12 protein-coding genes and 1 riboswitch are annotated in these 17,208 nt (G+C 67.4%); of the genes, 3 read left to right on the plus strand and 9 right to left on the minus strand.

Features of this window, described 5'->3' with window-relative positions:
* Positions 1–2: 2 nt before the first annotated feature.
* The 4 genes from gnd to rpiA all read right to left on the minus strand — a co-directional run bounded on the left by gnd (position 3) and on the right by rpiA (position 5,064).
* Positions 3–1,034, minus strand: coding sequence for a phosphogluconate dehydrogenase (NAD(+)-dependent, decarboxylating) (gnd, locus tag IQ292_RS00825; protein WP_275298221.1), 1,032 nt, complete (start codon positions 1,032–1,034; stop codon positions 3–5).
* Positions 1,035–1,064: 30 nt separating this feature from the next.
* Positions 1,065–2,189 carry a transaldolase gene (gene tal / locus IQ292_RS00830; RefSeq protein WP_203308414.1) on the minus strand — a complete coding sequence of 375 codons (1,125 nt, stop codon included), beginning with the start codon at positions 2,187–2,189 and terminating at the stop codon, positions 1,065–1,067.
* Positions 2,189–4,294: a transketolase gene (tkt, locus tag IQ292_RS00835; RefSeq protein WP_420853637.1), complete on the minus strand. Its 2,106-nt coding sequence runs from the start codon at positions 4,292–4,294 to the stop codon at positions 2,189–2,191. Before tkt ends, tal begins: the two co-directional genes overlap by 1 nt.
* 74 nt (positions 4,295–4,368) lie before the next feature.
* Positions 4,369–5,064 (minus strand): ribose-5-phosphate isomerase RpiA, encoded by a 696-nt coding sequence (rpiA, locus tag IQ292_RS00840; RefSeq protein WP_203308841.1) that lies wholly within the window; start codon positions 5,062–5,064, stop codon positions 4,369–4,371.
* A gap of 182 nt (positions 5,065–5,246) precedes the next feature.
* Here rpiA and IQ292_RS00845 point away from each other — a divergent pair, with 182 nt between their 5' ends.
* Genes IQ292_RS00845 through IQ292_RS00855 form a run of 3 tightly spaced genes read left to right on the plus strand, consistent with a single transcriptional unit; the run spans position 5,247 to position 11,399 of the window.
* The gene (locus tag IQ292_RS00845) at positions 5,247–6,497 is read left to right on the plus strand and encodes an efflux RND transporter periplasmic adaptor subunit (RefSeq protein WP_238940702.1); all 1,251 of its coding nucleotides are present in this window, start codon (positions 5,247–5,249) and stop codon (positions 6,495–6,497) included.
* A 4-nt stretch (positions 6,498–6,501) separates the two neighbouring features.
* Complete coding sequence (locus IQ292_RS00850) at positions 6,502–9,774, plus strand: multidrug efflux RND transporter permease subunit (protein ID WP_203308416.1); 3,273 nt, start codon at positions 6,502–6,504, stop codon at positions 9,772–9,774.
* Positions 9,771–11,399, plus strand: coding sequence for an efflux transporter outer membrane subunit (locus IQ292_RS00855; RefSeq protein ID WP_203308417.1), 1,629 nt, complete (start codon positions 9,771–9,773; stop codon positions 11,397–11,399). The genes IQ292_RS00850 and IQ292_RS00855 overlap by 4 nt, the downstream gene beginning before the upstream one ends.
* 37 nt (positions 11,400–11,436) lie before the next feature.
* Here the strand turns inward: IQ292_RS00855 and gcvPB are convergent, their stop codons facing one another.
* The 5 genes from gcvPB to IQ292_RS00880 form a co-directional block, all read right to left on the minus strand.
* Complete coding sequence (gene gcvPB, locus IQ292_RS00860; protein ID WP_203308418.1) at positions 11,437–13,011, minus strand: aminomethyl-transferring glycine dehydrogenase subunit GcvPB; 1,575 nt, start codon at positions 13,009–13,011, stop codon at positions 11,437–11,439.
* Entirely contained in the window at positions 13,008–14,366 is a 1,359-nt protein-coding gene (gene gcvPA / locus IQ292_RS00865; RefSeq protein ID WP_203308419.1) for an aminomethyl-transferring glycine dehydrogenase subunit GcvPA, read from the minus strand. The genes gcvPB and gcvPA overlap by 4 nt, the downstream gene beginning before the upstream one ends.
* A 125-nt stretch (positions 14,367–14,491) precedes the next feature.
* Complete coding sequence (gcvH, locus tag IQ292_RS00870) at positions 14,492–14,863, minus strand: glycine cleavage system protein GcvH (protein WP_203308420.1); 372 nt, start codon at positions 14,861–14,863, stop codon at positions 14,492–14,494.
* Position 14,864: 1 nt separating this feature from the next.
* The gene (gcvT, locus tag IQ292_RS00875; protein WP_203308421.1) at positions 14,865–16,061 is read right to left on the minus strand and encodes a glycine cleavage system aminomethyltransferase GcvT; all 1,197 of its coding nucleotides are present in this window, start codon (positions 16,059–16,061) and stop codon (positions 14,865–14,867) included.
* A gap of 162 nt (positions 16,062–16,223) precedes the next feature.
* A riboswitch (glycine riboswitch) is annotated at positions 16,224–16,311 on the minus strand.
* A 160-nt stretch (positions 16,312–16,471) separates the two neighbouring features.
* Positions 16,472–17,107: a hypothetical protein gene (locus tag IQ292_RS00880; protein WP_203308422.1), complete on the minus strand. Its 636-nt coding sequence runs from the start codon at positions 17,105–17,107 to the stop codon at positions 16,472–16,474.
* Positions 17,108–17,208 lie beyond the last annotated feature (101 nt).

Here is a 17,208-nt window from a genome sequence, read left to right on the forward strand (position 1 = left end):
GATCATTGCGGGATTTCGACATGGCCGCCGAAACCGAAACGCATCGCCGACAGCACCTGGTCGCCGAACGTATGCTCGACGCGGCTGCGATAGCGCGCGAACAGCGAGGCGGTCAGCACGTTGGCCGGGACCTTTTCCTCCATCGCGGCATCGATCGTCCACTGGCCCTCGCCGGAATCGGCGACGCTGCCGCTGAACTGTTCCAGCTTTCCGTCCTTCGCGAGCGCAATGGCAGTGAGGTCGAGGAGCCAGGACGAAATGACGCTGCCGCGCCGCCAGACTTCGGCGATGTCGGTCAGATTGAGGTCGAAGCGCTCGTCCTCTGGCAGCTTCTCGCTACTCTTGCCCTTCAGGATGTCGAAGCCCTCGGCATAGGCCTGCATCAGGCCATATTCGATCCCGTTGTGGACCATCTTGACGAAATGGCCGGCGCCGGCCGGACCGGCGTGGATATAGCCCTTTTCCGCACGCGGATCGTCGCCCTCGCGGCCCGGCGTCCGGGGGATCGTGCCGTAGCCGGGGGCGAGCGCCTCGAAGATCGGATCGAGCATCGTCACCGTGTCCGCGTCGCCACCGATCATCATGCAATAGCCGCGTTCCAGCCCCCAGACGCCGCCCGACGTACCGACGTCGACGTAGTGGACGCCCTTTTCGCGCAGCGCCTTGGCCCGGCGGATGTCGTCCTTGTAGAAGCTGTTGCCGCCGTCGATGATCACGTCGCCGTCGCGTGCGCCCTCGGCGATCGCCTGGATCGTATCCTCGGTCGGACCACCAGCGGGCAGCATGACCCACCAGATCGCCGGCGTGTCCAGTTTGTCGCGCATGTCGTCGAGCGAGTTCGCCGCGATCGCGCCATCCGCGGCGAGCTTGTCGACCGCGTCCTTGGCACGGTCGAAGGCGACCACCTCATGCCCAGCCTTCATCAGGCGCCGCGCGATATTGCCGCCCATGCGGCCGAGTCCGACCAAACCGATCTTCATGTTTGCCATGTCCCGTGGGGAAGATGATGCAGCGTCAAACTCCGCCGCGGGCAATGTGTTGCGCCGCGGCGGAAGGAAGATGCGTCAGGCGGCGGCGGGCTGCTTTGCCGCGATCGAGCCCAGCAGGTCGTCGAACGCCTTGGCGAAGGAGGCGACGCCCTCCTCGACCAGGCGGTCGGTGACACCGCCGAGATCGAGCCCGAGCCGCTCGGCCTCGTCCAGCACGTGCCGCGCATCGGCGACATCGGCGGTCAGCGTCTCGGCGACCGTCCCATGGTCGCGGAATGCGTCCATCGTAGCCGGCGGCATCGTGTTGACGGTATCGCGCCCGATCAGCGTGTCGACGTAGAGCGTGTCGGGATAGGCCTTGTCCTTCGTGCCCGTCGACGCCCAGAGCAGGCGCTGCGGCTGCGCGCCCTTGGCGGCGAGCGCCTGCCAGCGCTCCGACTTCTCGAAGTCGAGGAACCACTGATAGGCGAGCTTCGCATTGGCGATCGCGACCTTGCCGCGAATCGCCTTCAACGCCTCCGCTTCGGGGTCGTTCTCGCCGACGCGGCGGTCGATCTCCTTGTCGATCGCCGAGTCGATGCGGCTGACGAAGAAGCTGGCGACGCTGGCGATGCGGTCGATCGGCTGGTCCTGGCGCACGCGTTCCTCGAGACCCGTGGCATAGGCCTCGGCGACGCGGATATAGGCGTCCTTCGAGAACAGCAGCGTGACGTTGACGTTGATGCCCTTAGCGATCGTCGCGCTGATCGCGGGCGCGCCAGCGAGCGTGCCGGGGATCTTGATCATCAGGTTCGGCCGGTCGACGGCGTGCCACAGCTTCTCGGCCTCCGCGATCGTCGCATCCGTGTCGTCGGCGATATACGGCGACACTTCCAGGCTGACGTAGCCGTCCTTGGCGTCGAGCCGATCATAGACCGGCTTCAGCGTCTCGGCCGCGGCCTTGATGTCCTGGATCGCGAGCGCCTCGTAGCGGTCGATCGTCGCGGCACCGGGATGGGCCTTGTCGAATTCGGCGAGCGTCGCGTCATAGGCGTCGCCGTGGCCCATCGCCTTTTCGAAGATCGAGGGGTTCGACGTGACGCCGGTCAGGCCATCCTCCTCGACCAGCTTCTGCAGGCCGCCGGCCTCCAGGAACTTGCGGTCGACGAAGTCCAGCCATACCGCCGTGCCTGCCTGGCTGAGATCCTTGAGCGTGCTCATCACTTCATCTCCAGCATTTCCTTGGCCACCTTGACGACATTGTCGACGGTGAAGCCGTATTTGTCCTGCAGCTTGGATATGGGGGCGGAGGCGCCGAACGTCGACATGGTGATCTGGCGCCCTTCATAGCCGACATAGCGGTCCCAGCCGATCGGACCGGCCTGCTCGACCGCCAGGCGCGCCTTCACCGCCTTGGGCAGCACGCTTTCCTTGTATTCGTCCGATTGCAGCTCGTAGCGATACCAGCTCGGCATCGATACGACGCGGCTGTTGATGCCCTCTGCCTTCAGCGTCTCGTGCGCCTGGACCACGAGCGACAGCTCGCTGCCCGTCGCGAGCAGGATGACGTCGGGCGTGCCGTTGCTGTCGGCGAGCACATAGCCACCCTTCAGCACGCCGTCCGCGGGCGCGTATGTCTCGCGGTCCAGCGTCGGCAGCGCCTGCCGCGAAAAGATCAGCGCGGTCGGCCGGCTGGCATCCTCCAGCGCCGCGCGCCAGGCATAGGCGACTTCGTTGGCATCGCCGGGACGGATCGTGTCGAGGCCGGGGATCGCGCGCAGCGAGGCGAGATGCTCGATCGGCTGATGCGTTGGTCCGTCCTCGCCCACGCCGATCGAATCGTGCGTGAAGACCCAGATGCTCGCCAGCTCCATGATGGCCGACAGCCGGATCGGTGGGCGCATATAGTCGGCGAAGACGAGGAAGGTGGAGCCATAGGCACGCAGGTGCGACAGCGACATGCCGTTGACCACCGCGCCCATGCCATGCTCGCGCACGCCGAAGTGGAAGTTCTGGCCGCCATAATTCGACGCCTCGAAACTGTCCTTGCCCTTGATGTCGGTCTTGGTCGACGGCGCCAGATCGGCCGAGCCGCCGATCAGCCACGGCACCTTGCCGGCCAGCGCGTTGAGCACCTTGCCGCCCGAATCGCGGCTGGCGAGGCCCTTTTCGTCCGTCGGGAAGACGGGGATGTCGGCGTCCCAGCCCTCGGGAAGCTCATCCTTGAGCATCTGGTCGAGTTCGGCCGCCAGCTCGGGATGCTCGCCGCGATAGCGGTCGAACATCGCCACCCACGCGTCGCGCAAGGCGCCGCCGCGATCCTTCAGCGCGCCTTGGAAATGCTCCGCCACGCCCTCGGGGACGTAGAAGTCCTTGTCCTCCGGCCAGCCATAGGCGCGCTTGGTCGCCTTGACATTGTCCGCGCCGAGCGGCTCGCCATGCGCCTTCTCGCTGCCGGCCTTGGGGCTGCCCCAGCCGATCACCGAATGGACGACGATGAAGGTCGGCTTGTCGTCGGTCGCCTTGAACGTCTCGATTGCCTTGGTGAAGGTCGCTGTGTCGTTCGCATCGTCGACATGGATGACGTTCCAGCCATAGGCCTCGAACCTTTTGCCCACGTCCTCGTCGAACGCGAGGTCGGTGCCGCCCTCGATCGAAATGTGGTTGCTGTCGTAGATCCAGCACAGATTCGACAGTTTCAGGTGTCCCGCCAGGCTCGCCGCCTCGGCCGAAACACCCTCCATCATGTCCCCGTCGCCGCACAGCGCATAGACGTCATGGTCGAACAGCGCGAAGCCCTGTTTGTTGTAGCGCGCGGCCAGCCAGCGTTCGGCGATCGCCATGCCGACGGAATTGCCCGCGCCCGCGCCCAGCGGGCCGGTGGTCGTCTCGACGCCGGTGGTGTGGCGATATTCGGGGTGGCCGGGCGTCTTGGACGACAGCTGCCGGAAACCCTTCAGGTCGTCGAGCGTCAGTGCCGCGCGGCCAGTCTTGTTGCCCTTGGCGTCGATCTCCTCGATCCCGGCAAGGTGAATCAGGCTGTAGAGCAGCATCGAGGCATGACCGACCGACAGCACGAACCGATCGCGGTTAGGCCAGTCGGGATGCGCCGGGTCGTAGCGCAGGAACTTCGCCCACAAGGTGTAGCCGACAGGCGCCAGCGCCATCGGCGTACCCGGGTGGCCGGAATTCGCCTTCTGCACGGCATCCATCGATAGCGTGCGGATCGTGTCGATCGTCAGGCGCTCGATCGATCCGTCCTCGCGAAGGGATGCGTCCTGCGCACCCGCGCCGGAGGTCTGGGGGTCGGACATGGTATCGGACATGGGAAAAGGGGCCTCGCTCTTGTCGCGGTTCGAACGCGGCGCGCCCGATCCGGTTGCCTGTCTCGACGAGCGCCTTAGCCGCCGCCGCCGTCCCGTTCCAGCCGCGAAACGACACCTTGGTCCGCAATATAGGCGGCATCGACTTCGTCGAGGAACAGGCCGTGCCCCAGCGCACCCGGGACCGCCGCGAGCTCGGCCGCGCGTCCGCGCGGGTCGGACAGGTCCAGCCGACAGTCTGCGACCAGATTGCCATTGTCGGTCACGTAGGGCGAGTCGCCGGCCATGCGCAGCACAGCCGCCTCGCCGAGACGGGCGAGTACGGATGCCCGCGCGAAGGGCAGTATCTCCACCGGCACGCTAGCATGGGCACCGATCGCATCGACCCGCTTGCTAACATCGGCGACCACCACCATCCGTGCGGACGCCGCCGCGACGACCTTTTCACGCAGCATCGCGCCTCCGGCACCCTTGATGGCGAACAGTCGGGCGTCGATCTCGTCCGCGCCGTCGATGGTCAGGTCGACCCGCGGCACGTCGGCGAAATCGAGCAACGGGATACCTAGGTCGCGTGATAGCGCCTCGCTCGCTCGCGAGGTCACCACCGCGCGGATACGCAATCCTTCCGCGACCCGCGCCCCGATGAGCCGGATCGCGTGGGTCGCGGTCGACCCCGTGCCCAGGCCGATGAGCATGCCGTCGCACACCTCGGCGACCGCCGCCGCGGCTGCTGCGCGCTTGTCGGCATCGCCGTTGTCCTGCGCCCCGATCATCCGATTCATGGCAGCCGTCTTTCCCCATTGCGACATTTTGCGACATTATAAACGCCGCGCGCGGGTTGCTTTTCCCTGCGGTTGTTCGTCATTGCACGGCGCCAATGCAACCGTTCGCCGCACCTGCGCATTTCCGCGCGGTCGCGGCTGCGCGAGCCGAGATTCGAGCAGGTACACGAGCCTTGAACACAGCATCGATTCGCGGACGCCGTCTTTCGTCCGCCACCGCCCTTGCCCTTGCCACCGCGCTTGCGCTGTCGGCCTGCGGCGGCGGCGAAGGGTCGCAGGCCAAGGGTCGCGGCGCGGGTGGCCCCGGCCAAGGCCCGGCCACCGTCGGCTATGTCGTGGTCCAGCCTTCCGATGCGGCCATGGAGACCGAACTGGCCGGCCGGACCAGCGCCTACGAAAGTTCCGACGTGCGGCCGCAGGTCAACGGCATCATTCGCCGGCGATTCTTCACCGAGGGGACGATCGTCCGAAAGGGGCAGCCGCTCTACGAGATCGATCCGCGCCTGTATCGCGCGTCGGTCAACCAGGCGGCCGCCAACCTACAGAGCGCGCAGGCCAATGCCGAAGCGACGCGCATCCAGGCGGAACGCTATCGCCCGCTGGCGCAGATCGAAGCGGTCTCGAAGCAGGAATATACCAATGCCGTCGCGTCGGCGCGGCAGGCAGCGGCCTCCGTCGCGCAGAATCGCGCCGCGCTGGAAACCGCCCGCGTCAACCTGGGCTTCACCACCGTCCCCGCGCCGATCACCGGGCGCATCGGCCGATCGCTCTACACCGTCGGCGCGCTGGTCTCTGCCAGCCAGACCGATCCGCTGGCACAGATCCAGCGGCTGGACCCGATGTTCGTCGACATCCAGCAGTCCGCCGCCGATCTGCTGAGCCTGCGTCGCAGCCTGTCGTCGGGCGGAGTCATTCCCGCATCCGCGCAGGTGCGGCTGCTGCTGGAAGACGGCAGCGACTATGGCCAGACCGGGACGGTCGAATTCGCGGAGACGATGGTCGACACGCAGACAGGCACCGTCACGCTGCGCGCTCGTTTCCCCAACCCGCAGGGCATGCTGTTGCCCGGCATGTTCGTACGTGCGCGTTTCGCGCAGGCGATCAACACCCGCGCATTCCTGGTGCCGCAGCAGGCGGTGTCGCGCGATCCGAAGGGCAATGCGACGCTGTTCGTCGTCGGCCCGAACAACAAGGCGGTGCAGCGGACCGTCACCGCCGAGCGGACGCAGGGCACGAACTGGGTCGTGACCAAGGGGCTCAACGCCGGCGACAAGGTCATCACCCAGGGGCTCGCCAACGTGAAGCCTAACCAGGCGCTGAAGCCGGTACCGGCCAATTCGCCGCAGACGGTAAAGCCCCCCTCCCCCGAGGAAATGAAACAGGCGCAGGAAAAGGGCGGCGCCGCCGGCAAGGGCGGACGCTGAACCGATGATCAGTCGCATCTTCATCGATCGCCCCATCTTCGCATGGGTGCTGGCGATCATCACCATGCTGGCAGGCATCGGCGCGATCCTGTCGCTGCCGATCGCGCAATATCCCGACGTCGCGCCGCCTCAGGTGTCGATCCGCGCCACCTTCCCCGGCGCGTCCGCGCAGACGCTGCAGAATTCGGTCACCCAGGTCATCGAGCAGCAGCTGACCGGCATCGACGGCCTTCTCTATTTCCAGTCCTCCTCGTCCAGCCGGGGATCGGTGACGATCACCGCGACCTTCTCGAAGGGGACCAATCCCGACATCGCGCAGGTGCAGGTCCAGAACCAGGTGCAGCAGGGCGTGTCGCGCCTGCCGCAGCAGGTGCAGCAGCAAGGCCTGGTCGTGCGCAAGTCCAACCCGGACTTCCTGTTGATCGCCGGCGTCTATGACGAGACGGACCGGATGACCAACCAGGACGTCGCGGACTATCTGGTCTCCAATCTCCAGGATCCGCTCGGCCGAATCCAGGGCGTGGGCGACACCAACGTGTTCGGATCGCAATATGCGATGCGCATCTGGCTCAATCCCGCCCGCCTCGCATCCTATCAGCTGATGCCGTCGGACATCGTCACCGCGATCCAGAACCAGAATACGGAAGTCGCCGCCGGCGAGATCGGCGGCACGCCGATGCCGACGACCCAGATGCTGAACGCGACCGTGACCGCGCAGTCGCGCCTGCAGACGCCCGAGCAGTTCCGCCAGATCATCGTCAAGACGCTGAACAACGGAGCGACGGTACGCCTGTCCGACGTCGCGCGCATCGAACTGGGCGCGGAAAGCTATGCCGCGGTCAGCCGCATCAACCGCCACCCCGGCGCGGGCATTGCGGTGCTGCTCTCGCCCGGCGCCGACGCGCTGAAGACGGCCGAGCTCGTCAAGGCGGAGGTCAATCGCGTCGCCAAGACCTTCCCGGCCGGCCTCAAGGTCGCCTACGCCAACGACACCACCGCCTTCATCAAATTGTCGATCGAAGAGGTCGTGAAGACGCTGGTCGAGGCGATCATCCTCGTCGTCATTGTCATGTTCGTCTTCCTGCAGAGCTGGCGCGCGACGCTGGTGCCGACGATTGCCGTACCGGTCGTGCTGCTCGGCACATTCGCCGTCTTCTACGTCGCCGGCTTCACCATCAACACGCTGACGCTGTTCGGCCTCGTTCTCGCCATCGGTCTGCTCGTCGACGACGCCATCGTCGTCGTCGAGAACGTCGAGCGCCTGATGGAGGAAAATCCCGACATGTCGCCGCGCGAGGCGACGATCGAATCGATGAGCGAGATCAGCATCGCGCTCATCGCCATCGCGCTCGTCCTGTCGGCGGTGTTCCTGCCGATGGCCTTCTTCGGCGGGTCGACGGGCGTCATCTACCGCCAGTTCTCGATCACCATCGTCGCGGCGATGGTCCTGTCGGTGCTCGTCGCGCTGATCCTGTCGCCCGCGCTCACCGCGACCCTGCTCAAGCAGAAGAACCAGGAGAACAACGCCTGGCTCGAGCGCAAGCTGCCGCGGGTCGCGCATGTGCTGGAGCGCGCCAAGCACGGCTTCAACGACCGGTTCGATCGCGGCGTCGCGCGCTACACGGCCGGCGTCCAGCATGTCGTCGATCGCAAGTGGCTGTTCCTGCTCATCTATGCGGGCATCGTCGCGCTGCTGGCGGTGCTGTTCCTGCGGCTGCCGACCGGCTTTCTGCCGACGGAAGACCAGGGCGCGGCGCTCGTCCAGTTCCGCCTTCCCGCCGGCGCGACGCAGGGTCGCACGCTGGAGGTGCAGCAGCAGGTCGAGAAATATTTCGCCGAGAACGAAGGCAAGAACACGTCGGTCATCTTCACCGTGGCCGGCGGCGGCGGCGGCGGCACAAGCGGCCAGAACACGGGTCAGGGCTTTCTCAACCTGACCGACTGGGCGGACCGCAAGGGCAAGGATAACACTGCCGACGCGATCACGGCGCGTGCCTCCGCCGCCTTCCGCGGTCTGCGCGACGCGCAGGTGTTCGCGCTGGTCCCGCCGGCGGTGCGCGGTCTCGGCCAGTCCGACGGCTTCACCATGGAGCTGCAGAACATCAGCGGCATGAGCCAGGAGAAGTTCGAGGCGGTCCGCGACCAGCTGCTCGCCGCCGCCAATGCCGACCCGACGCTGCGCTCGGTCCGCCTGACCGAATTGCCCGACATCGCGACGCTTCAGGTCAACATGGACAACCAGAAGCTGGCCGCGCTCGGCCTGACCCAGAGCCAAGCCAATTCCACCCTGTCGACCGCCTGGGGCGGCCAATATGTCAACGACTTCATCGATCGCGGCCGCGTCAAGCGCGTCTATGTCCAGGGCGACGCCCCGTACCGGGCGCAGCCTGACGACCTGAAGCAATGGTTCGTGCGCGGCTCGAACGGCCAGATGGCGCCCTTCTCGTCCTTCTCGCAGATCGGCTGGGGACAGGCGCCGACGACGCTGTCGCGCTTCAACGGCATTCCGTCCTACGAATTCCAGGGCTCGGCGGCCGCCGGCAAGAGTTCGGGTGACGCCATGGCGCGAATGGCGGAACTGGCGGCGAAGATCCCCGGCGTATCCGTCGCCTGGGCCGGCCTGTCGTATCAGGAGCGGCTGTCGTCGGGGCAGGCGCCTCTGCTCTACGGCCTCTCGATCCTCGTCGTCTTCCTGTGCCTCGCGGCTTTGTACGAAAGCTGGTCGATTCCCTTCGCCGTGCTGCTCGTCATCCCGCTGGGCCTGATCGGCGCGATCGCCTTCGTGACGCTGCGCGGGCTGACGAACGACGTCTATCTGCAGATCGGCCTGCTGACGACGATGGGCCTTGCCGCGAAGAACGCGATCCTGATGATCGAGTTCGCCGAACAGGCGGAGCGGAAGGGCGCACGCGTCATCGACGCCGCGCTCGAAGCGGCCAAGATCCGTCTGCGCCCGATCCTGATGACCAGCTTCGCCTTCATCTTCGGCGTGCTGCCGCTCGCCATCTCGACCGGCGCCGGCGCGAACAGCCGTATCGCGATCGGCACCGCGGTGATCGGCGGCATGCTGACCGCGACGGTGCTCGCGATCTTCTACATTCCCCTGTTCTTCGTCCTCGTCCGTCGCGGTGTGCGTGACGGGCTGGCGAAGCTGCGCGGCAAGCCCACCGGGCATCACGGTGGTCACGGCGGCGGCCATGACGGCGACGGCGGCACGCCGCCCGCTCCGCCGATGCCGCCCGCCACGACACCGCCCCACGCACCGGAGCCTGCATGATGCGCCGCCTCGTACTGACCCTCGCCCTGGCCGCAACGAGCCTAGCGGGCTGCTCGATGGAGCCGAAGTACGTCCGCTCGGAGTTGCCCGTGCCGGCCTCCTGGCCGGTCGGCGATGCCTATCTGCGCCAATCGGAAGCGACGCTGCCCGCGATCACCTATCGCGATGTCTTCAAGGACGAACGGCTCCAGCGCCTGATCGACCAGGCCCTCGCCAACAACCGCGATCTGCGCACCGCGGCCGCCAACATCGCCGCGGCGCGCGCGCAATATCGAATACAGCGCGCGAACATCCTGCCGACGATCAGCGCCAATGGCCGCTACACCTATTCGGACGGCGGTCGCGGCGCGAGCACCATCGCGACCGGCGGCAGCACCGGCAACGGCACCGGGACAGGGACGGGAACCGGCGGCACCGGAACGGGGACCGGCGGCACCGGCACCGGAACGGGGACCGGAACCGATGTCGGCACAGGCACCGGCGCCGGTTCGGGCAACGGGACCGGCGCTGGCACCGTCACGACCAGCAGCTCGGGCAGCAGCTTCTCGGCGAACATCGGCACGACCGCTTTCGAGATCGACCTCTTCGGCCGGCTGCGGTCACTGTCGCGTGCCGCGCTCGACCGCTATTTCGCGACCGAAGCCGCGGCGCGCGCGACGCGGCTGACGCTGGTCGGCGACCTTGCCACCGCGTGGCTCGACTATGCGTCCGACCGCAGCCTGCTCAAGATCGCGCAGGATACCGCGACCAGCGCGCAGAAGAGCGTGCAATTGACCCAGGCGCGGCTGCAGGGCGGTGTCAGCGCCCGCACCGACCTGACGCAGGCGCAGCAGATCCTCGAAACCGCCAACGCCGACCTGGCGCTGCAGCGGACATTGGTCGCTCAGGACGTGAACGCGATCCAGCTGCTCGTCGGCGCCCCGGTCGACCCTGCCCTGTTGCCGGCGTCGATCGAGGAGGCGCGCCCGACGATCGCCTCCCTGCCAGCCGGTCTTGACAGCTCGATCCTGCTGCGCCGGCCCGACGTGGTGCAGGCGGAATATCAGCTGCGCGCCTATAATGCGCAGATCGGCGCTGCGCGCGCGGCGCTCTTCCCGCGCCTGTCGCTGACCGGCGTGCTCGGCTTCGCCAGCAACGCCTTGTCCTCGCTCTTCTCGAGCGGCGCGTTCAATTATTCGATCGCACCCAGCGTCAGCTATTCGATCTTCCAGGGCGGGGCCGCGCGCGCCAATGTCCGCTATACCGAGGCGCAGCGCGACGCGGCGCTCGCCACGTACGAAAAGGCGATCCAGACGGCGTTCCAGGAGACGGCGGATGCCCTCGCCCGGCAGGGCACGATCGCCGACCAGCTGCGCGCCAACACCAACTTCCAGACCGCCGCGGCGACGACGTTGCGGCTGACCAACGCGCGCTACCAGGGCGGGATCGATACCTTCCTGTCCAGCCTGGACGCGCAGCGGTCCTACTATTCGGCGCAGCGCACGCTCGTGGCGACGCAGCTGACCGACGCGACCAACCGCGTGACGCTGTACCGCGTCATCGGCGGCGATTCTTCGCTGGAGGCGACCGCCGACGGCCCGAAGCCGGTCAGTCCGAGCGGCACGCCGCGACCGGACGGCCAGTAATCGGAACGGGGAGGGCTCGCCCTCCCCGCCCGTCTTCCTATTCCGCCGCGACGGCGAGCGGCTTTTCCTTCCACACGAGCACCGGCTTGCGCGCCGCCAGCGTCTCGTCGAGCCGCGCCCGCGGGGCGAAGTGCGGCGCCGTCTTCAGGCTCTGGTCGCCCGCCTTGGCACGTTCCGCCACCGACCGCAGCGCGCCGATGAACTGATCCAGCGCCGCCTTGGATTCGGTTTCCGTCGGCTCGACCAGCATCGCGCCGTGCACCACCAGCGGGAAGTACATGGTCATCGGGTGGAATCCTTCGTCGATCAGCGCCTTGGCGACGTCGATCGTCGAGAAGCCCTCCGCCAGACCGGCATCGGAGAAGATCGCCTCGTGCATGCAGGGCCCGCTCGCGGCGAACGGCGCGTCCAGCGTGTCTTCGAGGCTGCGCAGCACGTAATTGGCGTTCAGCACGGCATCCTCGGCGACCTGGCGCAGGCCGTCCGCGCCATGGCTGAGGATATAAGTCAGCGCACGCGTGAACATGCCCATCTGGCCCTGGAAGGCGGTCATCCGCCCGAACGTGTCGGGATGATCGTCACCTGCGGTCTCTTCCTCCACGAGCTGGATATGGCCGTTCACGTGGCGCGCGGTGAAGGGCAGCGGTCCGAAGGGGCTGAGCGCTTCCGACAGCACCACCGGCCCGGACCCCGGCCCGCCGCCGCCGTGGGGGGTCGAGAAGGTCTTGTGCAGGTTGATGTGCATCGCGTCGACGCCCAGGTCACCCGGCCGCACCTTGCCGACGATCGCGTTGAAGTTCGCCCCGTCGCAATAGACGTATCCGCCGGCGGCATGGACCGCGTCCGAGATGCGCTTCAGGTCGCGCTCGAAAAGGCCGCAGGTGTTGGGGTTGGTGATCATCACCGCCGCAACGTCCGGCCCCAGCCGCGCCTCCAGCGCCACGGTGTCGACCCGGCCGTCGGGGGTCGCCGGGATATCCTCGACCGTGAAGCCGGCGAAGGCCGCGGTCGCGGGGTTGGTACCATGGGCGCTTTCGGGCACGAGCACGACCTTGCGATGCCCCTCGCCGCGCTTCTCCAGCGCCGCCTTGATGCACAGGATGCCGCACAGCTCACCATGCGCGCCCGCCTTCGGACTCATCGCAACGCCGTGCATCCCGGTCAGCGTGATCAGCCAGTGCGCCAGCTCGTTGATGACGCCCAGCGCGCCCTGCACCGTGTCGACCGGCTGGAGCGGGTGGATGTCGGCGAAACCGGGCAGCCGCGCCATGCGCTCGTTGAGGCGCGGATTGTGCTTCATCGTGCACGAGCCAAGCGGGAAGAGCCCGAGGTCGATGGCATAATTCTGCCGGCTGAGCCGGGTATAGTGACGCACCGTCTCGGGTTCCGACAGGCCGGCGAGCCCGATCGGATCCTTGCGCGTCAGATCGCCAAGCCGCGACCCGGCGACGTCGCCATCGGGAAAGTCGACGCCGGTCGTGTGCAGGTCACCGATCTCGAAGATCAGCGGTTCCTCGAGCATCAGCGCGCGATTGCCCGTGAAGGTCGCCGGTGCGCCGCCATCCTTGGCGGTGGGCGACGTGGGCTTCCAGCCGCTCTGGTTGATCGTCATGCCAGCACCTCCTCAAGCGCCGTCGCCAGCGCCTCGATATCCTCTTGCGTCACCGTCTCGGTCACCGCGACGACGAGACCGTTCGCCAGCGACTCCTCGCCCGGGTACAGCCGGCCGAGCGACACGCCCGCGAGTACGCCGCGATCCGCGAGCGTCCGGACGATCGGTCGCGCCTCCTTGCGCAGGTCGATCGTGAATTCGTTGAAGAACGTGTCGTTCACGACCCGCACGCCTGGTACCTTCGCCAGCCGTTCCGCCGCGCGGCATGCCTGGGCATGATTAATGCCCGACAGCCGCCGCAATCCCGCCTCGCCGAGCAAGGTCATGTGGATCGAGAAGGCGAGCGCACACAGACCGGAGTTGGTGCAGATGTTGCTCGTCGCCTTTTCGCGGCGGATGTGCTGCTCGCGCGTCGACAGCGTCAGCACGAAGCCGCGCTTGCCGTCGGCATCGACCGTCTCACCGCAGAAGCGGCCCGGCATCTGGCGGATATATTTGTCCTTGCAGCCCATCAGGCCGACGTACGGGCCGCCGAACTGCAGGCCGACGCCGAGCGACTGGCCCTCGCCGACGACGATGTCCGCGTCCATCTCGCCGGGCGAGCGGATCGCGCCCAGCGCCACCGGCTCGGTCACCACCGCGATCAGCAGCGCCTTCTGCGCGTGGCAGGCGTCGGCAAGCGGGGTCAGGTCCGCGATGCGTCCCAGGATGTCGGGATATTGCACGACGACGCAGCTGGTATCGCCGTCGATCGCCGCGATCAGCGCCTCGATGTCCGTCTCGGCGCTCAGCGTCGGCAGCGAGGTTTCGAGCGCGTCGCCGGTGTACTTGGCCATCGTCTTCGCGACGCTGACGTAATGCGGGTGCAGGCCGGACGACAGGATCGCCTTGCCGCGCTTGGTGATGCGCCGCGCCATGCCGATCGCTTCCCAGCAGGCAGTCGAGCCGTCGTACATGCTGGCGTTCGCCGCATCGGTGCCGAGCAGCCGCGCGACCTGCGTCTGGAACTCGAACAGCATCTGCAGCGTGCCCTGCGCGATCTCCGGCTGATAGGGCGTGTAGGCGGTCAGGAACTCGCCACGCTGGATCAGATGGTCGACGCTGGCCGGCACGTGATGCCGATAGGCGCCGCAGCCGAGGAAGAAGGGCACCTCGCCCGCGACCAGGTTCTGCCGGGCGAGCTTGGTCATGTGCCGCTCGACGGACAGTTCCGACGCATGCATCGGCAGGCCGTCGATCGGGCCGCCGAGGCGGGCGGCTTCGGGCACGTCGACGAACAGGTCGTCGATCTTCGCGGCACCGATGGTCGCGAGCATCGACTCGCGGTCATGGGACGTCAGGGGCAGGTAGCGCATTGAGACAAAGACTCCCCCCTCCCGCGCGCGGGAGGGGTCGGGGAAGGGCCTGTCGGCACGAGCTGGGCTGGAGGGGACAGGCGCACCCCCAGCCCCTCCCGCAAGCGGGAGGGAAGTTTACGCGATCACAGCTTGGCGACGAACGCCTCGTAGGCGGTCTCGTCCATCAGCTCCTCGAGCTCGGCCGTGTCGGAGAGGGTGATCTTGAAGAACCAGCCCTCTCCCTCCGGGTCCGAATTGACCAGGCTGGGATCGTCGCCGAGCGCGGTGTTGCCCTCGATCACGTGGCCCGACACCGGCGAATAGACGTCGGAGGCGGCCTTCACCGACTCGACCACCGCCGCCTCGTCGCCCTTGGCCAGTTGCTTGCCCTCTTCAGGGACGTCGACGAACACGATGTCGCCGAGCTGACCCTGCGCATATTCGGAAATGCCGACGGTTCCAGTCTCGCCGTCGACGTCGATCCATTCATGGTCTTCGGTGAAGTAGCGGCTCATCTCATTTGGCTCCTGCACGGATGTAGCGGTGGGGGACGAAGGGCATCGCCGCAACGGTTGCGTCGTGCAGCTTGCCACGTTGGATCAGCTTGAGCGGCGTTCCGGGCACGGCCAGCGCGGCCGGCACATAGGCCATGCCGATCGGCGCGCCGACGCTGGGCGCGAAGCCGCCGGAGGTGACGCGGCCGATGATCGCACCGTCCGCGTCGACGACGCTCGCGCCCTCGCGCACCGGCTGGCGACCGGCGACGGTCAGGCCAACGCGCTTCACCGCCGGTCCGTTCTCGCGCTCCGAAAGGATGCGTGTGGCACCCGCGAAGTCGCCGGCCTCGCGCCGACGCTTCGACAGCGCGAAACCGAGGTCCGCCATCACCGGCGTGGTCTCCGGATCGAGGTCGTGACCGTAGAGCGGCAGCCCCGCTTCGAGGCGTAACGAATCGCGCGCGCCAAGGCCGATCGGCTCGACCTCCGGCTGATCGCACAAAGCGGTGGCGAACGCGTCGGCGATCTCTGCCGGCAGCGAAATCTCGAACCCGTCCTCGCCGGTATAGCCCGAGCGGCTGATCCATAACGGCGCGCCGTTCCATGCGAAGGCACCGGCAGTCATGAACACCAGCGATTCGACCCCTGGGACGATCCGCGACAAGGCATCGACCGCCTTCGGCCCCTGCAACGCAAGCAGCGCCTGATCTTCCATCAGGTTGATGACGATGTCTTCAGGCAGGACATCCAGCAGATAGGAAACGTCGTCATATTTGGTCGCGCCGTTGACGACCATGTAATGGCTCGCCTCGCCGAACGGATGCGCATCGCCGGCCGGCAGCGTCGTCACCATCAGGTCGTCGAGGATGCCGCCCTCGTCGTTGAGGAGCAGCGAATAGCGCATCTTCGCCGGCGCGAGACCGGCGACGTCACCCGGCAGCACCGCTTCGAGCGCCGCGGCGACACCCTCGCCGGTCAGACCGACCTGCCCCATGTGGCTGACGTCGAACAGGCCCGCATTCTCGCGCGTCCACAAATGCTCCGCCATGATGCCTTTGTATTGGACGGGCATCTCGTAGCCGGCGAACGGGACCATGCGACCGCCGTGGGCGCGATGCCATGCGTCGAGCGGCAGAGTCTGGATGACGGGCTCTTCACCCTCCGCCTCGCCGGCAAGGTCGGCGTCCTGCGCCTGTTCGATCACCGCGTCGCTCATCACCCGGGGCCTTTCAAAAGGGCGGCAGCGGCGGCGACATGCCGCGCGTGTGCCGGAAACCCCCTCTGTCACGGAACCTGAGAGCTTTGACCCGATGCCGTTGCGGCGTACGGGCTTACCCCTTCGGTGGCCCCTGAAAGGGGCGCTTTCCAGAGTGTCGATGGCGACCGCGCGGTCCCGTGTGCCTGAGAGATTCCGGGGCGGTTGCTCCTTCGGCGGCCCTGATTGGGCTCTCTCCCGCGCGCGCCTATGCGGGTTGCCCCGCATCGACGCAAAAATCTCTGACGGGGCGCCCGTCCCAAGTCAATCGGCAAACAGCGGCGCCCGCGATTAGGCATGGCGGCGCCCCGAGGGACGCTGCACCACCACTTCCCTGTCCGCCCGGTCCCCGCGCGACAAGCTCGGACGCGCTAGCGCTGAGCGTTGTACTTCAGCTGGTCGTTCGTCAGCTGGAATCCGACCAGTGCCTCGAACGTCGCGCTCAACACCGCCTGGCGGATCTCCGGACGGCTCAGCGGATCGGTCGCGGCGTCTTCCTCGCCCGCCTTGCGCTTCTTGGTCAGCTCGCGCCGCACGTCGTCGGACAGGGTCGCAGCCGCCCGGTTGACGTAGCTCGTCGCCTCGCCGCGGGTCTGTGCGCGCGCCTGGCCGGCGTCGAAATGCACCGCGACCTGACCGACGCGCTTCGCCGTCACCTGATTTCCGCCGCGCACCACCGCGATGTAATAAGGCAGCGTCACGTCGCGCGCGCCGTCGGTCCGCGTCCGCCGCGCGAGGACGTCGAACGTCACCGTGGTCGTGATCTGGTCGCCCGCATCGTTGCAGGTCCCGCGCACGTTGGTCATGTTGGCGACGACGTCGACGGCATTCTCGTCCTGGCTGGTCGCCGGATCGAACAGGGTGACATCGCCGGTACCGGCGGCGACGCCCACCGTCGGGCAGGCGGAGCGGACGGCGGAGATGCCGCCCTCCACCACTTCGCCCTTGCCGGCGCAGCCGCCGAGGACGAGCGCGAGGGCGCAAGGGGCGAGAAGCGAGCTTTTCACGGTGAACGCGTACCTTTTCGAACGGGCGACGACATCAGGCCGGGCTGCCCCGGCCGGGCGGCGCGCACCATAGGAACCGCCTTTCGCGCGTGCAAGCAATC

The sequence above is a fragment of the Sphingomonas beigongshangi genome, from assembly GCF_016820445.1.
GTDB lineage: Bacteria > Pseudomonadota > Alphaproteobacteria > Sphingomonadales > Sphingomonadaceae > Sphingomonas > Sphingomonas beigongshangi.